Source organism: Promicromonospora sp. NPDC023805 (assembly GCF_040639635.1).
In the GTDB taxonomy this organism is placed as follows: domain Bacteria; phylum Actinomycetota; class Actinomycetes; order Actinomycetales; family Cellulomonadaceae; genus Promicromonospora.
On sequence record NZ_JBFAAH010000007.1, the window covers coordinates 55,553 to 71,166 of the forward strand.

Annotated in this window: 16 protein-coding genes; 12 read left to right on the forward strand and 4 right to left on the reverse strand. The window is 69.7% G+C overall.

Translation table 11 applies throughout. The features are described from left to right. Positions 1-125 precede the first annotated feature (125 nt). The 3 genes from AB0F70_RS09425 (at position 126) to AB0F70_RS09435 (ending at position 3,904) form a co-directional block, all read left to right on the forward strand. Positions 126-1,712, forward strand: a complete 1,587-nt coding sequence (locus AB0F70_RS09425) for an alpha-L-arabinofuranosidase C-terminal domain-containing protein (protein ID WP_357446648.1) — start codon at positions 126-128, stop codon at positions 1,710-1,712. A 224-nt stretch (positions 1,713-1,936) separates the two neighbouring features. Then, positions 1,937-3,214 carry a glucuronoxylanase gene (locus AB0F70_RS09430; RefSeq protein ID WP_357446651.1) on the forward strand — a complete coding sequence of 426 codons (1,278 nt, stop codon included), beginning with the start codon at positions 1,937-1,939 and terminating at the stop codon, positions 3,212-3,214. A gap of 156 nt (positions 3,215-3,370) precedes the next feature. Continuing rightward, a complete protein-coding gene (locus AB0F70_RS09435) occupies positions 3,371-3,904 on the forward strand; it encodes a flavoprotein (protein ID WP_357446654.1) in 534 nt (177 codons plus the stop codon). Between the two features lie 26 nt (positions 3,905-3,930). On the opposite strand, the gene AB0F70_RS09440 is transcribed toward AB0F70_RS09435, so the two are convergent. After that, positions 3,931-5,139, reverse strand: coding sequence for a helix-turn-helix transcriptional regulator (locus tag AB0F70_RS09440; protein WP_357446657.1), 1,209 nt, complete (start codon positions 5,137-5,139; stop codon positions 3,931-3,933). Positions 5,140-5,445: 306 nt separating this feature from the next. Here AB0F70_RS09440 and AB0F70_RS09445 point away from each other — a divergent pair, with 306 nt between their 5' ends. After that, positions 5,446-6,315 (forward strand): HAD family hydrolase, encoded by an 870-nt coding sequence (locus tag AB0F70_RS09445; protein WP_357446660.1) that lies wholly within the window; start codon positions 5,446-5,448, stop codon positions 6,313-6,315. A gap of 62 nt (positions 6,316-6,377) precedes the next feature. On the opposite strand, the gene AB0F70_RS09450 is transcribed toward AB0F70_RS09445, so the two are convergent. Then, the gene (locus AB0F70_RS09450) at positions 6,378-7,028 is read right to left on the reverse strand and encodes a TetR family transcriptional regulator (protein WP_357446663.1); all 651 of its coding nucleotides are present in this window, start codon (positions 7,026-7,028) and stop codon (positions 6,378-6,380) included. Between the two features lie 233 nt (positions 7,029-7,261). On the opposite strand from AB0F70_RS09450, the gene AB0F70_RS09455 reads away from it, so the two are divergent. The 4 genes from AB0F70_RS09455 (at position 7,262) to AB0F70_RS09470 (ending at position 10,789) form a co-directional block, all read left to right on the forward strand. Beyond that, entirely contained in the window at positions 7,262-8,473 is a 1,212-nt protein-coding gene (locus AB0F70_RS09455) for a cytochrome P450 (protein ID WP_357446666.1), read from the forward strand. A 29-nt stretch (positions 8,474-8,502) separates the two neighbouring features. Next, positions 8,503-8,700 carry a ferredoxin gene (locus tag AB0F70_RS09460; protein ID WP_357446669.1) on the forward strand — a complete coding sequence of 66 codons (198 nt, stop codon included), beginning with the start codon at positions 8,503-8,505 and terminating at the stop codon, positions 8,698-8,700. Then, positions 8,697-9,932, forward strand: a complete 1,236-nt coding sequence (locus AB0F70_RS09465; RefSeq protein WP_357446672.1) for an FAD-dependent oxidoreductase — start codon at positions 8,697-8,699, stop codon at positions 9,930-9,932. The genes AB0F70_RS09460 and AB0F70_RS09465 overlap by 4 nt, the downstream gene beginning before the upstream one ends. Before the next feature lie 203 nt (positions 9,933-10,135). After that, positions 10,136-10,789 (forward strand): DUF5134 domain-containing protein, encoded by a 654-nt coding sequence (locus AB0F70_RS09470; RefSeq protein WP_357446675.1) that lies wholly within the window; start codon positions 10,136-10,138, stop codon positions 10,787-10,789. Positions 10,790-10,815: 26 nt separating this feature from the next. Here the strand turns inward: AB0F70_RS09470 and AB0F70_RS09475 are convergent, their stop codons facing one another. Then, positions 10,816-11,238: a BlaI/MecI/CopY family transcriptional regulator gene (locus AB0F70_RS09475; protein ID WP_357446678.1), complete on the reverse strand. Its 423-nt coding sequence runs from the start codon at positions 11,236-11,238 to the stop codon at positions 10,816-10,818. Between the two features lie 100 nt (positions 11,239-11,338). Further along, on the reverse strand, positions 11,339-11,560 hold the full coding sequence (locus AB0F70_RS09480; protein ID WP_357446681.1) for a hypothetical protein: 222 nt from the start codon (positions 11,558-11,560) through the stop codon (positions 11,339-11,341). A gap of 209 nt (positions 11,561-11,769) precedes the next feature. Here AB0F70_RS09480 and AB0F70_RS09485 point away from each other — a divergent pair, with 209 nt between their 5' ends. The 4 genes from AB0F70_RS09485 to AB0F70_RS09500 are packed head-to-tail and all read left to right on the forward strand — an operon-like array spanning position 11,770 to position 15,605. After that, the gene (locus AB0F70_RS09485) at positions 11,770-12,762 is read left to right on the forward strand and encodes an ABC transporter substrate-binding protein (RefSeq protein WP_357446684.1); all 993 of its coding nucleotides are present in this window, start codon (positions 11,770-11,772) and stop codon (positions 12,760-12,762) included. Continuing rightward, entirely contained in the window at positions 12,762-13,763 is a 1,002-nt protein-coding gene (locus AB0F70_RS09490) for an iron ABC transporter permease (protein WP_357446687.1), read from the forward strand. Before AB0F70_RS09485 ends, AB0F70_RS09490 begins: the two co-directional genes overlap by 1 nt. Continuing rightward, positions 13,763-14,788, forward strand: coding sequence for an iron chelate uptake ABC transporter family permease subunit (locus AB0F70_RS09495; RefSeq protein WP_357446690.1), 1,026 nt, complete (start codon positions 13,763-13,765; stop codon positions 14,786-14,788). The genes AB0F70_RS09490 and AB0F70_RS09495 overlap by 1 nt, the downstream gene beginning before the upstream one ends. A gap of 10 nt (positions 14,789-14,798) precedes the next feature. Beyond that, complete coding sequence (locus AB0F70_RS09500) at positions 14,799-15,605, forward strand: ABC transporter ATP-binding protein (RefSeq protein WP_357446693.1); 807 nt, start codon at positions 14,799-14,801, stop codon at positions 15,603-15,605. Positions 15,606-15,614: the final 9 nt, after the last annotated feature.

Consider the following 15,614-nt stretch of genomic DNA (forward strand, 5'->3'; position numbering starts at 1 on the left):
CATCCACCGAGGGAATCGTTACCGCATCGACGAGGACCAGTGAATACCGGCTATGAAGGCGGATCCCTGGGCCCTTGAGGAAACGATACCTCGGTCGACCCCCTCCGTCCGGAAGGCCTTTCCCCATGCCCACTGAGCTGCCCGCCGATCTGCCCGCCGATCTGTCCACCGATCTGCCCGCCGAGTCCGCCCGCGTAGTGATCGATCTCGACCTGCCGGGTCCCACGATCAGCCGGCACGTCTACGGGCACTTCGCCGAACATCTCGGACGCTGCATCTACGGCGGGTTCTGGGTGGGCGAGGACTCGCCGATCCCGAACGTCGGCGGCATCCGGCTCGACGTCGTCGAGGCCCTGCGGGCGCTCCAGATCCCGAACCTGCGCTGGCCCGGCGGATGCTTCGCCGACGACTACCACTGGCGCGACGGCATCGGCCCGCGTGCGGAACGCCCGCGGATGGTCAACTCCCACTGGGGCGACGTCGTCGAGGACAACTCGTTCGGGACGCACGAGTTCATGGCGCTCTGCGAGCTGCTCGGCGCGGACGCGTACATCAGCGGCAACGTGGGCTCGGGCACGGTGGCGGAGATGAGCGAGTGGATCGAGTACCTCACCCGCGCCGACGACTCCCCGATGGCGGCGCTGCGCCGGCAGAACGGCCGGGAGGAGCCGTGGAAGGTTCCGTTCTTCGGCCTGGGCAACGAGGCGTGGGGCTGCGGCGGCAACCTGCGGGTCGAGCAGTTCGCCTCGCTGGCGCGGCAGTACTCGACGTACGTGCGCAACCACGCGGGCAACGACGTGTACCGCATCGCAGCGGGCGCCGCGGACGCCGACTACCACTGGACGGAGGTCCTCATGAAGTCCTTCGGCCCGCTCGACGGGGCCGAGGGACCGGCGGGCCCGTTCCAGGGGATCTCGCTGCACTACTACACGATGACCGGTCCCTGGGAGGACAAGGGCAGCGCCACCGCCTTTACCGAGGACGAGTGGTACCTCGCCCTGTCCCGTGCGGGGCACATGGACGAGCTGCTCACCCGGCACAGCACGGTGATGGACCGCTACGACCCCAACAAGCGTGTGGGCCTCGTGGTCGACGAGTGGGGCACGTGGTGGAACGTCGAGCCCGGCACCAACCCCGGATTCCTGTACCAGCAGAACACCCTGCGCGACGCGCTGGTCGCCAGCATCCACTTCGACGCGTTCCACCGGCACGCGGACCGCGTGGTCATGGCGAACATCGCCCAGACGGTGAACGTGCTGCAGGCGATGATCCTCACCGACCCGGACACCGGCGCACTCGTGCTCACCCCGACGTACCACGTCTTCGCGATGAACGCCCCGCACCACGACGCCACGTCGCTCGCCGCGCACGTCGTCGCGCCGGCCGCTACGCGATCGGTCGAGGGCAAGGAGATGCAGCTCCTCTCGGCCTCCGCGTCCACCAAGGGTTCGACGGCGCACGTCTCGCTGTCCCACCTCGACGCCGCCCAGGCCCGCACCGTCGTGCTCGACCTGCGCGGCCGCGACGTCGTCGGCTTCTCGGCGCAGATCCTGACCGCTCCGGAGCTGCACGGCCACAACACGCCCGAGCAGCCCGAGGCGGTGGCGCCGCGCAAGCTGGAGGAGATCCGCAGGCACCCGCGCGGCCTCGAGCTCGACGTGCCCGCGCACTCGTACGTCACCGTCGCGCTGGAGCTGGGTGCCGACGACTGACACCGATGAGTGACGCTGCTGATCGACGCCGCCGGATCGTCGTCCTGGCCGACGCCATGGTCGACGTCCGGCGGGTAGGCGGCGTATCGTGCCCGCCGTACCGTTCGACAGAAGTATCCGGGTGACGGAGCCCGGCCGTCCGTGAGGTACGCGCCCACCGCTCGACGACGAGCGGTGGGGCCGCGTGGATAACGTTTCACAGCGCTCCGACGACAGAGAGGGCAATGATGCTGCTTCCCAGGAGAACCGACGAGCCGCGCTTCGACCCCGTCAGCAGGCGGGCCTTCCTCACGCTCTCCGCCACCACGGCGGTGGGTACGGTCGGCCTCGTGTCGGCGCAGCCGGCCGCCGCGGCCCAGGTGCTCGTCCAGCCGTCGATCCGGCAGCAGACGATCCAAGGCTTCGGCGGCATGAACCACACGGCCTGGATCAGCGACCTCACGGCGGCACAGCGTGAGACGGCGTTCGGGAACGGCGCGGGCCAGCTCGGCTTCACGATCCTGCGCATCCCCGTCCACGAGGACTCGGCACGGTGGGCCGGAGAGGTCGCGACGGCAAAGCGCGCGACCGAGCTCGGGGCCAAGGTCTTCGCGTCGCCGTGGAACCCGCCGGCGTCGATGACGGAGACCTTCTCCGGCGGCAAGCGGCTGCGCTACGACCAGTACGGCAACTACGCCCGGCACCTGAACGACTTCGTGCGCTACATGCGCGACCGCGGCGTGCCCCTCTACGGGATCTCCGTCCAGAACGAACCCGACTACGCGCACGACTGGACGGCGTGGACGCCTGCCGAGATCGTCCGGTTCCTCCGCGAGAACGCCGGAACTATCGACGCCAGGGTCATCGCGCCGGAGTCGTTCCAGTACCGGAAGAACCTCTCCGACCCGATCCTCAACGACCCCGCGGCCCTGGCCAACGTCGACATCCTCGGGGCGCACCTGTACGGCACCCCGACCGCGGACCTCGCCTACCCGCTCTTCGCGCAGAAGGGCGCGGGCAAGGAGCTGTGGATGACGGAGGTCTACCACCCCAACAGCAGTGACTCGGGAGACCTGTGGCCGCAGGCGCTCGCCACCGGTGAGAACATGCACAACGCCCTCCTGCACGGCCGGTTCCAGGCGTACGTCTGGTGGTACATCCGCCGTTCGTACGGGCCGATGCGCGAGGACGGGCAGATCAGCAAGCGTGGCGCGAACATGGCGCACTTCTCGAAGTGGGTGCGCCCCGGCTACTGGCGTGTCACGGCGACCGCGAACCCCGAGTCGAACGTCTTCGTCACCGCGTTCACGAACGGCTCGAAGCTCGTGATCGTCGCGATCAACAAGACCTCCGCTGGGGTCTACCTGCCGGTCAGCGTGGAGGGCGCGGGTTCCGGCGCGTTCTCGACCTGGGTGACGGATGCCAACCGGACGCTCGCCTCGTACAACAGGGTGGTCATGACGAACGGCTCGTTCAACACGGAGCTCCCGGCGCAGAGCATCAGGACGTTCGTCACCGAGTAGAGAAGCTTGAGGTTCCAATCCCCGCAGCTCCACCGACTTAGGGCCGTTGAGGCTGGCGTAACGCCAGGTCAGCGGCCCTTGGTCTGCCGAATTGCCACGGATCTGCGTGCCAGGCCACGGACCGGCTACGAGTCGGGACGCAGTAGCCTCGGAAGCATGAGCTTGGGTGTGCTGTACGTCGTGGTGACTGCCGCTGGAGCGACCCGGCAGGTACCGTCACGGCTCCTGCCGCTGGCTGTTGAGCGGGGCTGGGAGGTGCACGTTCTGGCCACCGATCAGGCGGTGAGTAGTTTCCCCGAGGCGATGGAGCAGATCGCGGAGTTCCTGGGGCGTCCGGTACGGACGGACTTCCACACCACTGTCGGTTACTCGCTGCCCGACCCGGACGCCGTGATCGTGGCCCCTGCGACCTATAACACGCTCACGAAATGGGCACTTGGGATCGCGGACACCTACGTCCTGACCCGCTTGGCCGAACAGGTCGGCCGCAACATCCCGATCACTGCCGGGCCGTACATCAACGTCAAGTTCGCCGACCACCCGACCTACCAGGGAAGCCTGGCCGTCCTGAAGGAATGGGGCGTGAACGTCGTGATCGGCCCGAGCGAGCCGCATGAGTCGGGCGACGGTGCAGCGGACGACTTTCCGTGGGAAGCGATCCTCGACACGCTGACACCCGCGAGCACGTAGGACGCCGCTTCTCCTGCCGCGGACTGTCAGCCGCCGGCGCCAATCCAGGCGTTGAATCGCGCGAGCGGCTTGTTTGTGTGCCGGTGCGCACGGACGAGCATGCGGAGCACCTCACGGGTGGTGGGGTGATGGCGTGTCTGCTGCGGAGCAAGTTGCCGCGCCCGCTGAAGGCTCGCCAGCGCCTGTTCATGGCGGCCCTGCCAGAGATAGGCCCGAGCGATGTCCATGAAGTGGTGCCCGGTCCGAGTGGGCGGGAACCCGTCAGGGATACGGAGCTCACGAGCAACGGCAAGAGCTCGAGCCCCGTCGCCGAGCTCGATCGCGGTCGCCACGTCGTGGAACGCAGTGTTCGTCGGCCCGAACGCAAGATTGCGCCAGAGGTGGTCCGTCTCGACCCCTAGGTGCTCAGCGATATCGCGTGCCTCGGAGATGTGGGCGCTGGCCCCAGCGGCACTTCCTGCGCGTGCTGACAGGTCCGCGGACCGCAGGTGTAGTGAGCCGATCATTCGCAGCGTTGCGTCGTCTCGGTGGGGCGCGGAGTCGAGCACGGCTCGGGCGCTGTCGATCAGTCGCAGCCCGACGTCGTAGGTCCCGTGCCGGAGCATCGACGACGTGCGGGTATGAGCGGCAAGTCCAACCGCCAGTGGATTGCCCCACTGGGCTGCTGTCCAAGCGATGCGGTCGGCAACGATCGTGGCCAGGTCGTCGTAGCCGGTGGCGTGCAGGATGGACATGGTCGGGTGCAGCATCGTGGCCATGGCGTCGAACAGTTGCTCTTTGTCCGTTGCCGCTGAAGCTGTGTGGATGGCGGCTGTCGTTTCCATCAGCAGAGCTGGTACTCGTGCGAGTGCCTGGACGTTGCGGTCCGCTTGCCGTAAGTGAGCCACGGCACGTGCGTCCGCCAGGATCTCGGCGGCGGGACGAGGTGGTGTCTCGAGGGCAGGCGGTACATCCCAGTAGTTGAGGACGCGCCGGACTGGCGGGATCAGTTCGTGGATCACGTCGCGGTGCGGACCAGCGAGGTCGTAGGGCTGTCCGGTCAAGGTCGTCACGTCGACCGCGAGAGGTTTCGCCACAGCGGCGATCAGGACCGGAGTGGCTTCTCGCGACTCCTGCTCCACCTTCCGCAGCAAAGACAGGCTGATCGACGCCTGCTGCGCCAGGGCAACCTGCGTCATTCCGCGTGCCTTGCGAAAGTGCGCGATGCGCCGGCCGATCGCTTCGTCGTCGTTCATGGTTCCGATCCCCGCTCCAGGAGCCGTGACCTTGGCGAGCCTAGCCCCCGACTCGGTCGAGCCGAGTGCTGAGCGCCAGGTGACACACGGGCGTGTCACTTCCGGGCCTTCGGGGACGCTGAAAGTGGATCTGGACGGCCCGCGATCATGCGGGCCCACGATCAGCACAGCTGACGACGGGTGCGTAGAGGGAGCAACGATGGGCCTTCCATTCCACGATCAGGGCGCGACACCGAGGACGCCAGATCTGCTGACGTTCGCAATGGGCATCGTGGCCGACAGCCTCCGGACAGTGGGATCGGCCTGGTGACCGCAACTGAACCGGGTGCGCAGACGGTCTCGCGGCGGCTGGTAGCGCTCGATATCGACGGGACGCTCCTTGTGACAGGCCAGAACCCAACCTCGGCTGTCCTCGGCGCGATACGAGCCGCCCGGTACGCCGGGCATGAGCTTGTGCTCGCTACGGGGCGTTCCTTGTCCGGTGCGCTGTACGCCGCTCGCCTCCTCGAGATCGCGGACGGGCACATCGTCGCCTCGAACGGCGCTGTCGTTGCCAGGATGGACCGTGGCGGGTACGAGGTGACCGGGATCCACACGGTTGATGCGAAGGCAGTCGTGGAGTTCGTGACCGTCGTCCGCCCTGACCTGCGGATCGCGGCCGGGATAGTGGGTGAGGGTTACCACGTCTCGACCTTCTTCCCGCCCGAGGAGTTGGGCGGCGTCCAGGTCGAGGTGGCCCAGCCCGACGACCTGTGGACGGGATCAACCCCGCGCCTCGCCATCTACGGAGTGAACGCCTCCCACCTCGTGCCGTCGATCCGCGCCCTCGGCATGACCGCCACCCGGACCCGGCCGGACTGGGTCGACGTCACTCCCGGTGGGGTGAGCAAGGCGACTGCGCTGGAGTCCCTCCGCCGTGAAGTCGGCATCCCGAAGAGCCGGACGGTCGCCATCGGGGACAGCGAGAACGACATCTCGATGTTGAGCTGGGCCGAGCGCGGCGTCGCCATGGGTAACGCGCCCGCATTGGTCCGGTTCGCCGCCAACTACGCCACCAGGAGCGTCGAGGACGATGGCGCCGCCCTGATCCTGGAATCCCTGGCCCAGCCCGACGAGGACCACGCGGACGAGACACGGTCGGGTGGAGCGAACGCCGACACCGTCGGCACCCGCTGAACTTGCGGCTGGGCAGTGCCCAGCACTCTGCCCGGCCGCAAGCTCGCAACCGTGGGCCTGTGTCAGTCGATCGGCGTGACGGGTGCCTGCCAGATTGCCGTTATCGCGTCGATCAGGCCGACCGCCGTCGTGTCCCAGGTGGGACGGGCCGTCGGGCTGCCGACCGCGAGCGCCCGCTCGCGGTCGGCGCAGGCGTAGATGACGAGGTTGCGGACCATGCTCTCGCGTTCCTCGTACGCGTCGTCCGGCAGGCCCGGGAGGCTGCGGCGCAGGCCGTCCTCGCTCTCGCGCCCGGAGTCCGACGTCGTCGACTCGTCGAGCTCGGCGAGGTAGAGGCTCGGGTCGGTCATGATCTGGGCGACGAGCCTGGCCCACCAGGTTGGGCTGGTGAGGGAACCGAGATGCTCGGTCATCGGCTTGACGGTGCAGGCCACCCAGTCCCGTACGTCGGGCTCGTCGCCCAGCTCGGTGAGGAGCCGTGCACGAATCTGATCCATGGGTACGACATGGCGGCTGACGACCGCCTTGATCAGCTCGGACTTGCTACCGAAGTGGTAGCCGACTGCGGAGTTGTTGGCCTGGCCGGCGGCCTCGCTGATCTGCCGGTTGGACACATTGGACAGGCCGTGCTCGGCGAAGAGCTGTTCGGCGGCGTCGAGGATCCGCTCGCGGGTCTGGGCGACCTTGTCCGCCCGCGTCGGCTTGTCTTGCACTGTTACCTCTTGTCTCGCGTTGTTCGTTGAGGGCTATAGCTTATCGAGCTGGGTGCGGCGGGGCAGGAAGGCCGCGACGTCGCCCGGGGACCATCGGGTGCTTCCAGGGGAGGACCAGTACCTTCTCAAGTTAAAGCAGTCGCTTGACTTAATCCAGCTTGATCGCTGTACTGGGACCCGCAGGGTGAAGTTCCCGACTCTGACCCGCGACCCCCCACGGAAAGGTCCCGCACATGACCGAGACCCAGATCCCGAGCTTTCCGTTCACCTCGAAGGAAGCCCTGGAGCCGCCCGCCGAGTGGGCCGAGCTGCGCTCCAAGTGCCCGGTGGCCCACGTGCGACTCGCCTCCGGCGACCCCGCCTCGCTCGTGACCCGCTACGACGACGTGAAGGCGATCCTGTCCGACCCGCGGTTCGGCCGGGGGACCGGCAAGAAGGGCGCCGCCCGGGTCGCCGACACCGACGACGGCGGCATCATGGGCGGCGAGATGGCGACCGTCCTGCCGCAGGAGGGTGAGGCCCACCTGTCCTGGCGGCGCCTGGTCGGCAAGTGGTTCACCGCGAAGCGGATGGGCGCACTGCGGCCGGGCATGACGGCGATGGCGGACCAGCTCATCGACGCCATGGTGGCCGACGGCGGCCCGGCCGACCTCAAGGCGTCCTTCGGCTTCCCGCTCCCGGTCTGGGTCATCTGCGACATGCTCGGCGTCCCCGACTCCGACCGGGACAAGTTCTCCCACTGGTCGGACTGCATGCTCAGCATGACCCGCTACACGCAGGAGGAGATGGCCACCGCGATGGCCGAGTTCAACGTATACATGGCCCACCATGTCGCGCTGAAGCGGGCGGCCCCGGGCGAGGACCTGCTCAGCGAGCTGATCGTCGCCACGGACGACGGCGGCGAGCCGCTGTCGGACGCGGTGCTGGTCGCCACCGGCGTGGCGCTGCTCGTGGCTGGGCACGAGACCACCGCGAACATGATCACCAAGATGATCGCGATGCTGCTCGCGGACCGCACTCGCTGGGAGCGGCTCCTAGCCGACCCGAAGCTCGTCCGGTCCACGGTCGAGGAGGCCCTGCGCTTCGACGCGAACGCCGGGGTCGGGATGACGCGCTACATCGACGCCGACATCGAGCTGGCCGGCGTCGCCGTGCCGAGCGGCACGACGGTCATGTGCAGCATGGCCGCGGCGAACCGGGACGAGGCGGCGTTCGCCGACGCGGACGAGCTCGTCCTGACCCGGAGCCCGAACCCGCACCTCGCATTCGGTGCCGGCGCCCACTCCTGTCTCGGCCAGGCTCTCGCGCGCACCGAGCTCCAGGTCGCTCTGGAGACGCTGCTGCGCAGGCTGCCGACGCTGGAGCTGGCGGTGGGCGTCGACGAGCTGGAGCGGGTGGAGGGGCTCGCCGTCGGCGGCCTGAGCAAGCTCCCTGTGCAGTGGTGACGGACATCGACATCGAACGAAGGAGCGTCATGAAGGTCATGGTCGAGGAAGACAAGTGCTGTGGTGCGGGGACCTGCGTCCTGATCGCCCCCGAGGTGTTCGACCAGCGCGACGAGGACGGCATAGTGGTGCTGCTCGAGGAGGCCCCCGCCGCGGACCAGCACGACGCGGTCCGCGAGGCCGTGAGCGTCTGTCCGGCAGCCGCGATCAGCCTGATCGAGCCATGAGCACGCCGGGGAGCGTCCTGATCGTCGGCGCCTCGGCGGGCGGCCTGACCACCGCCGAGGCGCTGCGCCGCAAGGGGTACGGGGGGCGGCTCACGCTGCTCGGGGGCGAGCGTCACCTCCCGTACGACCGGCCGCCGCTCTCCAAGCAGGTGCTGTCCGGGGCGTGGGACGCAGGCCGTGCGCAGTTACGGCCCGAACCGGCGCTGCGGGCGCTGGACGCCGACCTCGTGCTCGGCGACCGGGCCACCGGCCTGGACGTCGCGAACCGCACGGTCCGGACGGAGTCGGGCCGCGCACTCGGCGCCGACGCGATAGTGATCGCCACCGGTGTCCACGCCAGGACTCTTCTTGTGGAGGCAGAGTCTGTAGAGGCACAGCCCGCAGAGCCGCCGTCGGGCCAGGACCGCCTGGCGGGTGTGCACGTGATCCGCACCCTCGACGACTCCGTGGCGTTGCGTGCGGAGCTCGCGACCGCCCGGCGGCTGGTCGTGGTGGGCGACGGGGTGCTCGGTGCCGAGGTCGCGGCGACCGGCCGTGGCCTCGGCCTGGACGTCACCCTGGCCGGGCCGCAGTCCGTCCCGATGGAGAGCCAGTTCGGCCCGTGGGCCGGAGGCCTGCTCGGGGACCTCCACACCGAGCGGGGCGTCAGGCTGCGGCTCGGCACCGGGGTGAGCGGGCTGGCGGGCGAGGCCGGCCGCGTGGTCGGAGTGGTCCTCGAGACCGGCGAGCAGCTCCCTGCTGATGTGGTGGTCGTCGCCATCGGCGGCATCCCGGCGACCGAGTGGCTGGCCGGCAGCGGCCTGGCAGTCGACAACGGCATAGTGTGCGACGCGATGTGCCGGGCCGCCGAGGGGATCTACGCTGTCGGCGACGTGGCTCGGTGGCGGCACCTGGGCCTGGACACCCTGTTGCGGCTGGAGAACCGGACGAACGCGACCGAGCAGGCGGTGGCGGTCGCGTCGAACATCCTGGGCGCCGATCAGGCGTACGTCCCCGTCCCGTACTTCTGGACCGACCAGTACGACGTCAAGGTGATGGTCCACGGACTCATCCCCGCCGACGCCGAGATCGAGGTCGTCGAGGGCGACCCGGCCGCGCGCCGGTTCGTGGCGCTGTGCCGTAGCGGCGGAGTGGCCCGCGGCGTCCTCGGCTGGAACATGCCCAAGCAGACCCGGGTGCACCGCCAGCAGGTCGCCGACGCGCTGGCCCTCGCCGCGCAGATGGTGTCATGACGCCCGTCGTGCTCGCGGCGCGCGGTCCCGGCGTCGATCAGGATCTGGCTCGCCGGCCGAGGCTGACGTCGCCGGCGTCGTCCCTGCCTCATCTCGACGCCATCTCTACATCACGTGGTACTGTCGCCCCGGTTTGATCGCTGTTGTCGCTAGTCGAGAACGCGGGGGCGCCAGTGTCGTCCGACCCAGTCGTGCAGTGGATCGTGACAGTGTTGTTCGCCGCGCTCGGCGCGCACTCCCTGTGGCGCCTCGTGGCCTGCCGCCGGGCGTTCGCCGTGGCCGGCTCCTTGTGCCACCTGGGCATGAACCTCGTCATGGTCGCGATGGTGTGGCCGTGGTGGGTCCGGCTGCCCGCGCTGCCGCAGCTGACCTTCTTCGTGCTGGCCGCGGTGTTCTTCGCCGCCGCCGCCGGCTGGCATCAGGCCGATGCCCTGTCGCGCGGCCCGACGGCGGGACGCCCGCGGGCCGGCCACCATGACAGCCCCGCGACCCAGACGGTGCACGCCGTCATGATGCTGGCGATGGTCTGGGCGGTGGTGGTCATGCACCCCGGCCTGACGGCGTCGCGGACGCTCGCGACGGGACACGCGACGGGACACGCGACGGGACACGGGGCGGGGCCCGGGAACCACACGGACCACGCGGTGGCTCATGCGCAGCTGGGCGCCTGGTCCACGGTCAGTGGTTCGCTGCTGCTCGCGGCCCTCGCGGTCGGCGGGACGGTCTTCCTGGTCGGTCTGCTCCGGCATCTGCGCGGCGGCGGTTCGGTGCGGGGCCACGCCGGGTCCGACCTGCTGGCGAGCTCCGCGATGAGCTTCGGGATGGCCGCGATGTGCTGGCTCATGCTCGCGGGCTGACCTGGCTGGGACCTACGGGCGGCTGATCAGCCGGCGCGCTGCTGGCTCGGGGCGTGTCGCGGCCGTAGCGCGCGTTCCAGCATCTCGGCATCACGCGCGGTCAGGTGGTCCGCGAACTGGGCGAGCGCTTCCTCACGGTCGCCGGTGCTCTCCAGCACGGACAGCATGGCCGCTCCCGCGCGCTCGCCGTCCGAACGGGTGGGCCGGAAGCGGACCTTCCGCGGGGAGGTCGCGATCCGGACGACCTCACCCTTCTTCTGGAGGCGGTCGAGCACCGTCAGGAGCGTCGTGTAGGCCGGGACGCGCTCGTCCCCGAAGCTCTCCTGGACGACTCTCGCTCCGATCGCGTCCTCGTGGCTCCAGAGGATTCGCATGACCTCCGCCTCGAGCTGTCCGCGCTCGCGGGTCCTACCTGCCGGGGTCCTGCCGGCCCGTGCCCTGCCTGACATGTGGTCCTCCTGGCAGGACCATACTGCAAAGGTGGCGGCCCATTCGCTCGTGGGCAGCCACCTCTGCGTCGACCGGGATCCCGGGCGGAACGGCCCGCCGTCAGGCCGGCTGGAGCGCCGTCGCGTCCAGCGCGCCGCTGCGCGCCTGCTCCACCAGGTCCGCGAGCTGGTCGTGGCTCATCTGGATCCGCTGGCCGAAGTCGTCGGTGATCACTATCTGCTTCTCGGGCTCGGCGCTCGGGTCGACGAACAGCTCAGGGCAGCCGCAGTCGCACTTGCCGCAGAACGTGGCCACGTGAAGAAGCTGAGGGTTGTCGCTCATCGTTGTCTCCTTTGCCTGGACGTGCACGGGATGGAACGGAACGGACGTGGTGCCGGGCTGATGCCCTCTACGAGGGTCACGTACATCTCTACAAGACGTCAAGATAGCGGCGTGATACGCGGGCGCAAGGGTGGATGGGACAAATCCGCTTTGTCGCCGAGATAAGGTAAGCCTTGCTTTACTCCCAATTCTCTTGGAAGGGCTTGCCCATGCGCCGACTTCGGCTCCTCCCCATCGCGCTCACCGTCGGTGTCGCGCTGCTGACCGGGTGCACCAGCGCCGCACCTGACGACGCGGCGTCCGGCGACGGTGCGTGGAGCTACACCTCCGGCGACGGCGAGACCTACACCGCGGACGAGGTGCCCACGCGGATCATCGCGCACGCCTACGCGGCCAAGGTGCTCATGGAGTTCGGGATCAAGCCCGTCGGGATCTACGCGGACGGCGACATCGACAGCGACGTCGGCCTCCAGGGCGCCGACTTCGAGGGAGTCGAGATCCTCGGCGAGGAGTGGGGCAAGATCGACGTCGAGAAGGCGGCGGGGCTCGCGCCGGACCTCATCGTCGGCGACTGGTGGCCGGCCGAGGGCGGGTACTCGGGCCTCGAGGACGGGGTCGAGGAGTCCAGCAAGAAGCTCGCGGAGCTCGCGCCCGTCGTCGGCGCAGCGCAGGGCGACTCGATAGTCGAGCTGATCGAGGGCTACGCCGAGCTGGCCGAGTCGCTCGGGGCGGACACCTCGGTGATCGACGAGCAGCGGGCCGAGTTCGACACGGCGGTCGAGGAGTTCGAGGCCGCCGTCGCCGCGAAGCCCGGGCTGACGGCGCTCGCGATCAGCCCGTACGAGGACACCTACGCGGTGGCCGTGCCCGAGCACGCACCCGAGCTGCTCGACCTGCAGTCGTGGGGCCTTGACGTGATAGACCCGGCGAAGCCCGACCCCGAGTTCCCCTACTGGGAGAGCCTCAGCTTCGAGAACGCCGACTCCTACCAGCCGGACGTCCTGCTCTTCGACGACCGCAGCTACCCGGCCAACCAGGAGACGCTGGACGCACAGCCGATCGCCAAGGACATCACCGCCTACGCGGCAGGCGCCTACACGTCCTGGCCCGCCTACTGGCTGCACACCTACCCGGACTACACCGAGCAGCTGCGCAACCTCACGGACTTCGTCAACGAGGCTGACGAGAACCTCACCGACTGATGACGGCAGTCGCCACCCGCCCCCGACGGAGCAGCGCACTCATCGCCGGCGGGCTGCTCCTGTCCGCCGGCGCGCTGCTCGTCGTCTGCGCCGCGTCGGTAATGCTCGGCTCACGCACCATCAACATCGCGGACCTGGCCGAGAGCGACCTGACGGTCATCCTCGACATGCGGCTGCCCCGCACGGTCCTCGGGGTGCTCGCCGGAGCCGCCCTCGCGGTCAGCGGCACCCTCCTGCAGGGCGTCGCCCGCAACCCCCTTGCCGACCCCGGGATCATGGGCATCAACGCGGGCGCCGCCGTCGCCGTCGTCACCGGCATCCTCGTCCTGGGCGACCAGGCCGGCGGCGCGAACGTCTGGCTCGCGTTCCTCGGCGCGGGCGCCGCCACCGCGACCGTCTACACGATCGCGTCCTTCGGCAGGGAAGGCGCGACGCCGATCAAGCTGGCGCTCGCCGGCGTGGTCGTCACCGCCGTCTGCTCGTCGATCACGTCGGCGATAGTGCTCTCCTCCACGGACGCGCTCGAGGAGCTGCGCGTATGGCAGGTCGGCGCGCTCGCCGGACGGTACTGGCCAGTCGTCCTGCAGGTCGGGCCCTACATCGTGATCGGGCTGATCGTCGCGATGTTCCTCGCCCGCCAGCTCAACCTGCTGGCGCTGGGCGACGCCCTCGCCGTCTCGCTCGGACAGCACGTGCGCCGCAACCGGATCATCACGTTCGCCGTCGTGGCGGTCCTGTGCGGAGCCGCGACCGCCGCATGCGGACCCATCGCGTTCCTCGGCCTCATGGTGCCGCACCTCGTGCGGCTCGTCACCGGGCCGGACTACCGCTGGATCCTCGCCTACAGCCTCGTGCTCGGACCGCTCGTGCTGCTGCTCTGCGACATCGTCGGGCGGCTCGTGGCGTCACCGGGCGAGCTGCAGGTAGGCGTGGTGCTCGGCATCATCGGGGCGCCGGTCTTCATCGCGATAGTGCGCCTGCGGCGCGGGGTGGAGCTGTGATGTTCCGGCTCGAACGCCGCGCCCGCACGCGCCGCGCCCTCGTCGTCACCGCGGCGCTCGCGGTCGTTGCGGCCTGCGTCTTCGTGTGCTCGATGATGCTCGGCAGCTACCTGCTCGGCCCGGTAGACGTCCTGCGCTCGGTGCTCGGCCTGTCCGCTGAGCCCTCTGTCGACTTCATCGTGCGGGAGCTGAGGCTGCCCCGCGCGGTCACCGCGGTGCTGGTCGGGCTCGCGCTCGGGGCGGCGGGCAGCATCTTCCAGCGTGTGCTGCGCAACCCGCTGGCGGCTCCCGACATCATCGGGATCTCGGCCGGTGCCAGCAGCGCGACCGTCGCAGGCGTCGTGCTCTTCGGCGCGGGCGGGTTCGGGCTGTCGGTCGCGAGCCTCGCCGGCGCGCTCGTGACGGCGGCTGCCGTCTACCTGCTCGCGTGGCGCGGCGGCATCGCGGACTACCGCTTCATCCTGATCGGCGTGGGCGTGGCCGCGATGCTGGAGTCCGTGACCGGGTACCTCGTCTCCCGCGCCGAGATCTCCGACGCCCGCGCCGCGATGACGTGGCTCGTGGGCTCGGTGGGCATGGCGGGGGAGGGCGAGATCATCGGCCTGGCGATCGGCTGCGCCGTCGTCATTCCCGTCCTGATGGCGCTCTCGCGCCGGCTCGGCGTGCTGGAGCTCGGCGCCGACGGCGCCAGGGGGCTGGGTGTGCGCCCCCAGGCGGAGACCGCCGTGCAGCTCGGGTGCGCCGTGGTGCTCGTCGCCCTCGCGACGGCCGCCGCGGGGCCGCTGGCCTTCGTCGCGCTCATGGCCGGACCGATCGCCGGCCGCCTGCTCGGCCTGGCCGGTGACCGGGTACTGCCCGCGGCCCTGGTCGGCGCGATCATCGTGCAGACGGCCGACGTCGTCGCGCAGCACCTGCTGCCGTACCCGATCTCCACCGGCATCGTCACGGGGCTCACCGGCGCCCCGTACATCGCCTGGCTGCTGATCCGGAACGGCAGCCGTACCGACAGCCGTACCGAGAGATAGGAGCTGGCGCGTGAGCGATCATTCATTCGAGGTGGCCGGGCTCACGCTCGGCTACGACGGCGCCGACATCGTGCGCGAGCTGTCCACGGACATACCCGCCGGCGCGATCACGGCGATCATCGGCGCGAACGCCTCCGGCAAGTCCACGCTCCTGCGCGGCCTCAGCCGGCTGCTCACCCCGCGTGCGGGTCAGGTGCTGCTCGATGGCGTTCCCGTGCACGGCATGCGGTCGGGCGACCTCGCGCGCCTGGTCGGCCTGCTGCCGCAGTCGCCGGTCGCGCCGTCGTCGATCACCGTGGGCGACCTGGTCGGCCGCGGCCGCTACCCGCACCAGGGCTGGTTCCGCCGCTGGACCCCCGCCGACGACGCCGCCGTCGACGAGGCGCTGGAGGCCACCGGGACGGCCGAGCTCGTGTCCCGCCTGGTCGCCGACCTCTCCGGCGGACAGCGTCAGCGGGTGTGGATCGCCATGACGCTCGCGCAGGACACCGACATCCTCCTGCTCGACGAGCCGACGACGTTCCTGGACGTGAACTATCAGATCGAGGTGCTTGACCTGCTCGTGGACCTCAACCGCGACCGGGGCAAGACGATAGTCATGGTGCTGCACGAGCTGAGCCTCGCCTGCCGCTACGCCGACCACCTCATCGCGATGAAGAACGGACGCATAGTCATCGAGGGCACCCCCGACGAGGTGGTGACCGCGGAGATCGTCGAGGACGTCTTCAGCCTGCCGTGCGACGTGATCACCGATCCGCGCAGCGGCACGCCGCTCGTGATCCCGCTGGGGCGGCACCGGTCGGGGCTCGCGCGGTAGTCGCGCGAG

Bases quoted from the DNA above. Each gene is read 5' to 3' on its own strand.
- AB0F70_RS09480 (WP_357446681.1), bottom strand. From the start codon at position 11,560: ATGAGCGACAACCCTCAGCTTCTTCACGTGGCCACGTTCTGCGGCAAG.
- AB0F70_RS09460 (WP_357446669.1), top strand. From the start codon at position 8,503: ATGAAGGTCATGGTCGAGGAAGACAAGTGCTGTGGTGCGGGGACCTGC.
- AB0F70_RS09440 (WP_357446657.1), bottom strand. From the start codon at position 5,139: ATGAACGACGACGAAGCGATCGGCCGGCGCATCGCGCACTTTCGCAAG.
- AB0F70_RS09465 (WP_357446672.1), top strand. From the start codon at position 8,697: ATGAGCACGCCGGGGAGCGTCCTGATCGTCGGCGCCTCGGCGGGCGGC.
- AB0F70_RS09425 (WP_357446648.1), top strand. From the start codon at position 126: ATGCCCACTGAGCTGCCCGCCGATCTGCCCGCCGATCTGTCCACCGAT.
- AB0F70_RS09475 (WP_357446678.1), bottom strand. From the start codon at position 11,238: ATGTCAGGCAGGGCACGGGCCGGCAGGACCCCGGCAGGTAGGACCCGC.
- AB0F70_RS09430 (WP_357446651.1), top strand. From the start codon at position 1,937: ATGATGCTGCTTCCCAGGAGAACCGACGAGCCGCGCTTCGACCCCGTC.
- AB0F70_RS09435 (WP_357446654.1), top strand. From the start codon at position 3,371: ATGAGCTTGGGTGTGCTGTACGTCGTGGTGACTGCCGCTGGAGCGACC.
- AB0F70_RS09455 (WP_357446666.1), top strand. From the start codon at position 7,262: ATGACCGAGACCCAGATCCCGAGCTTTCCGTTCACCTCGAAGGAAGCC.
- AB0F70_RS09490 (WP_357446687.1), top strand. From the start codon at position 12,762: ATGACGGCAGTCGCCACCCGCCCCCGACGGAGCAGCGCACTCATCGCC.
- AB0F70_RS09495 (WP_357446690.1), top strand. From the start codon at position 13,763: ATGTTCCGGCTCGAACGCCGCGCCCGCACGCGCCGCGCCCTCGTCGTC.
- AB0F70_RS09485 (WP_357446684.1), top strand. From the start codon at position 11,770: ATGCGCCGACTTCGGCTCCTCCCCATCGCGCTCACCGTCGGTGTCGCG.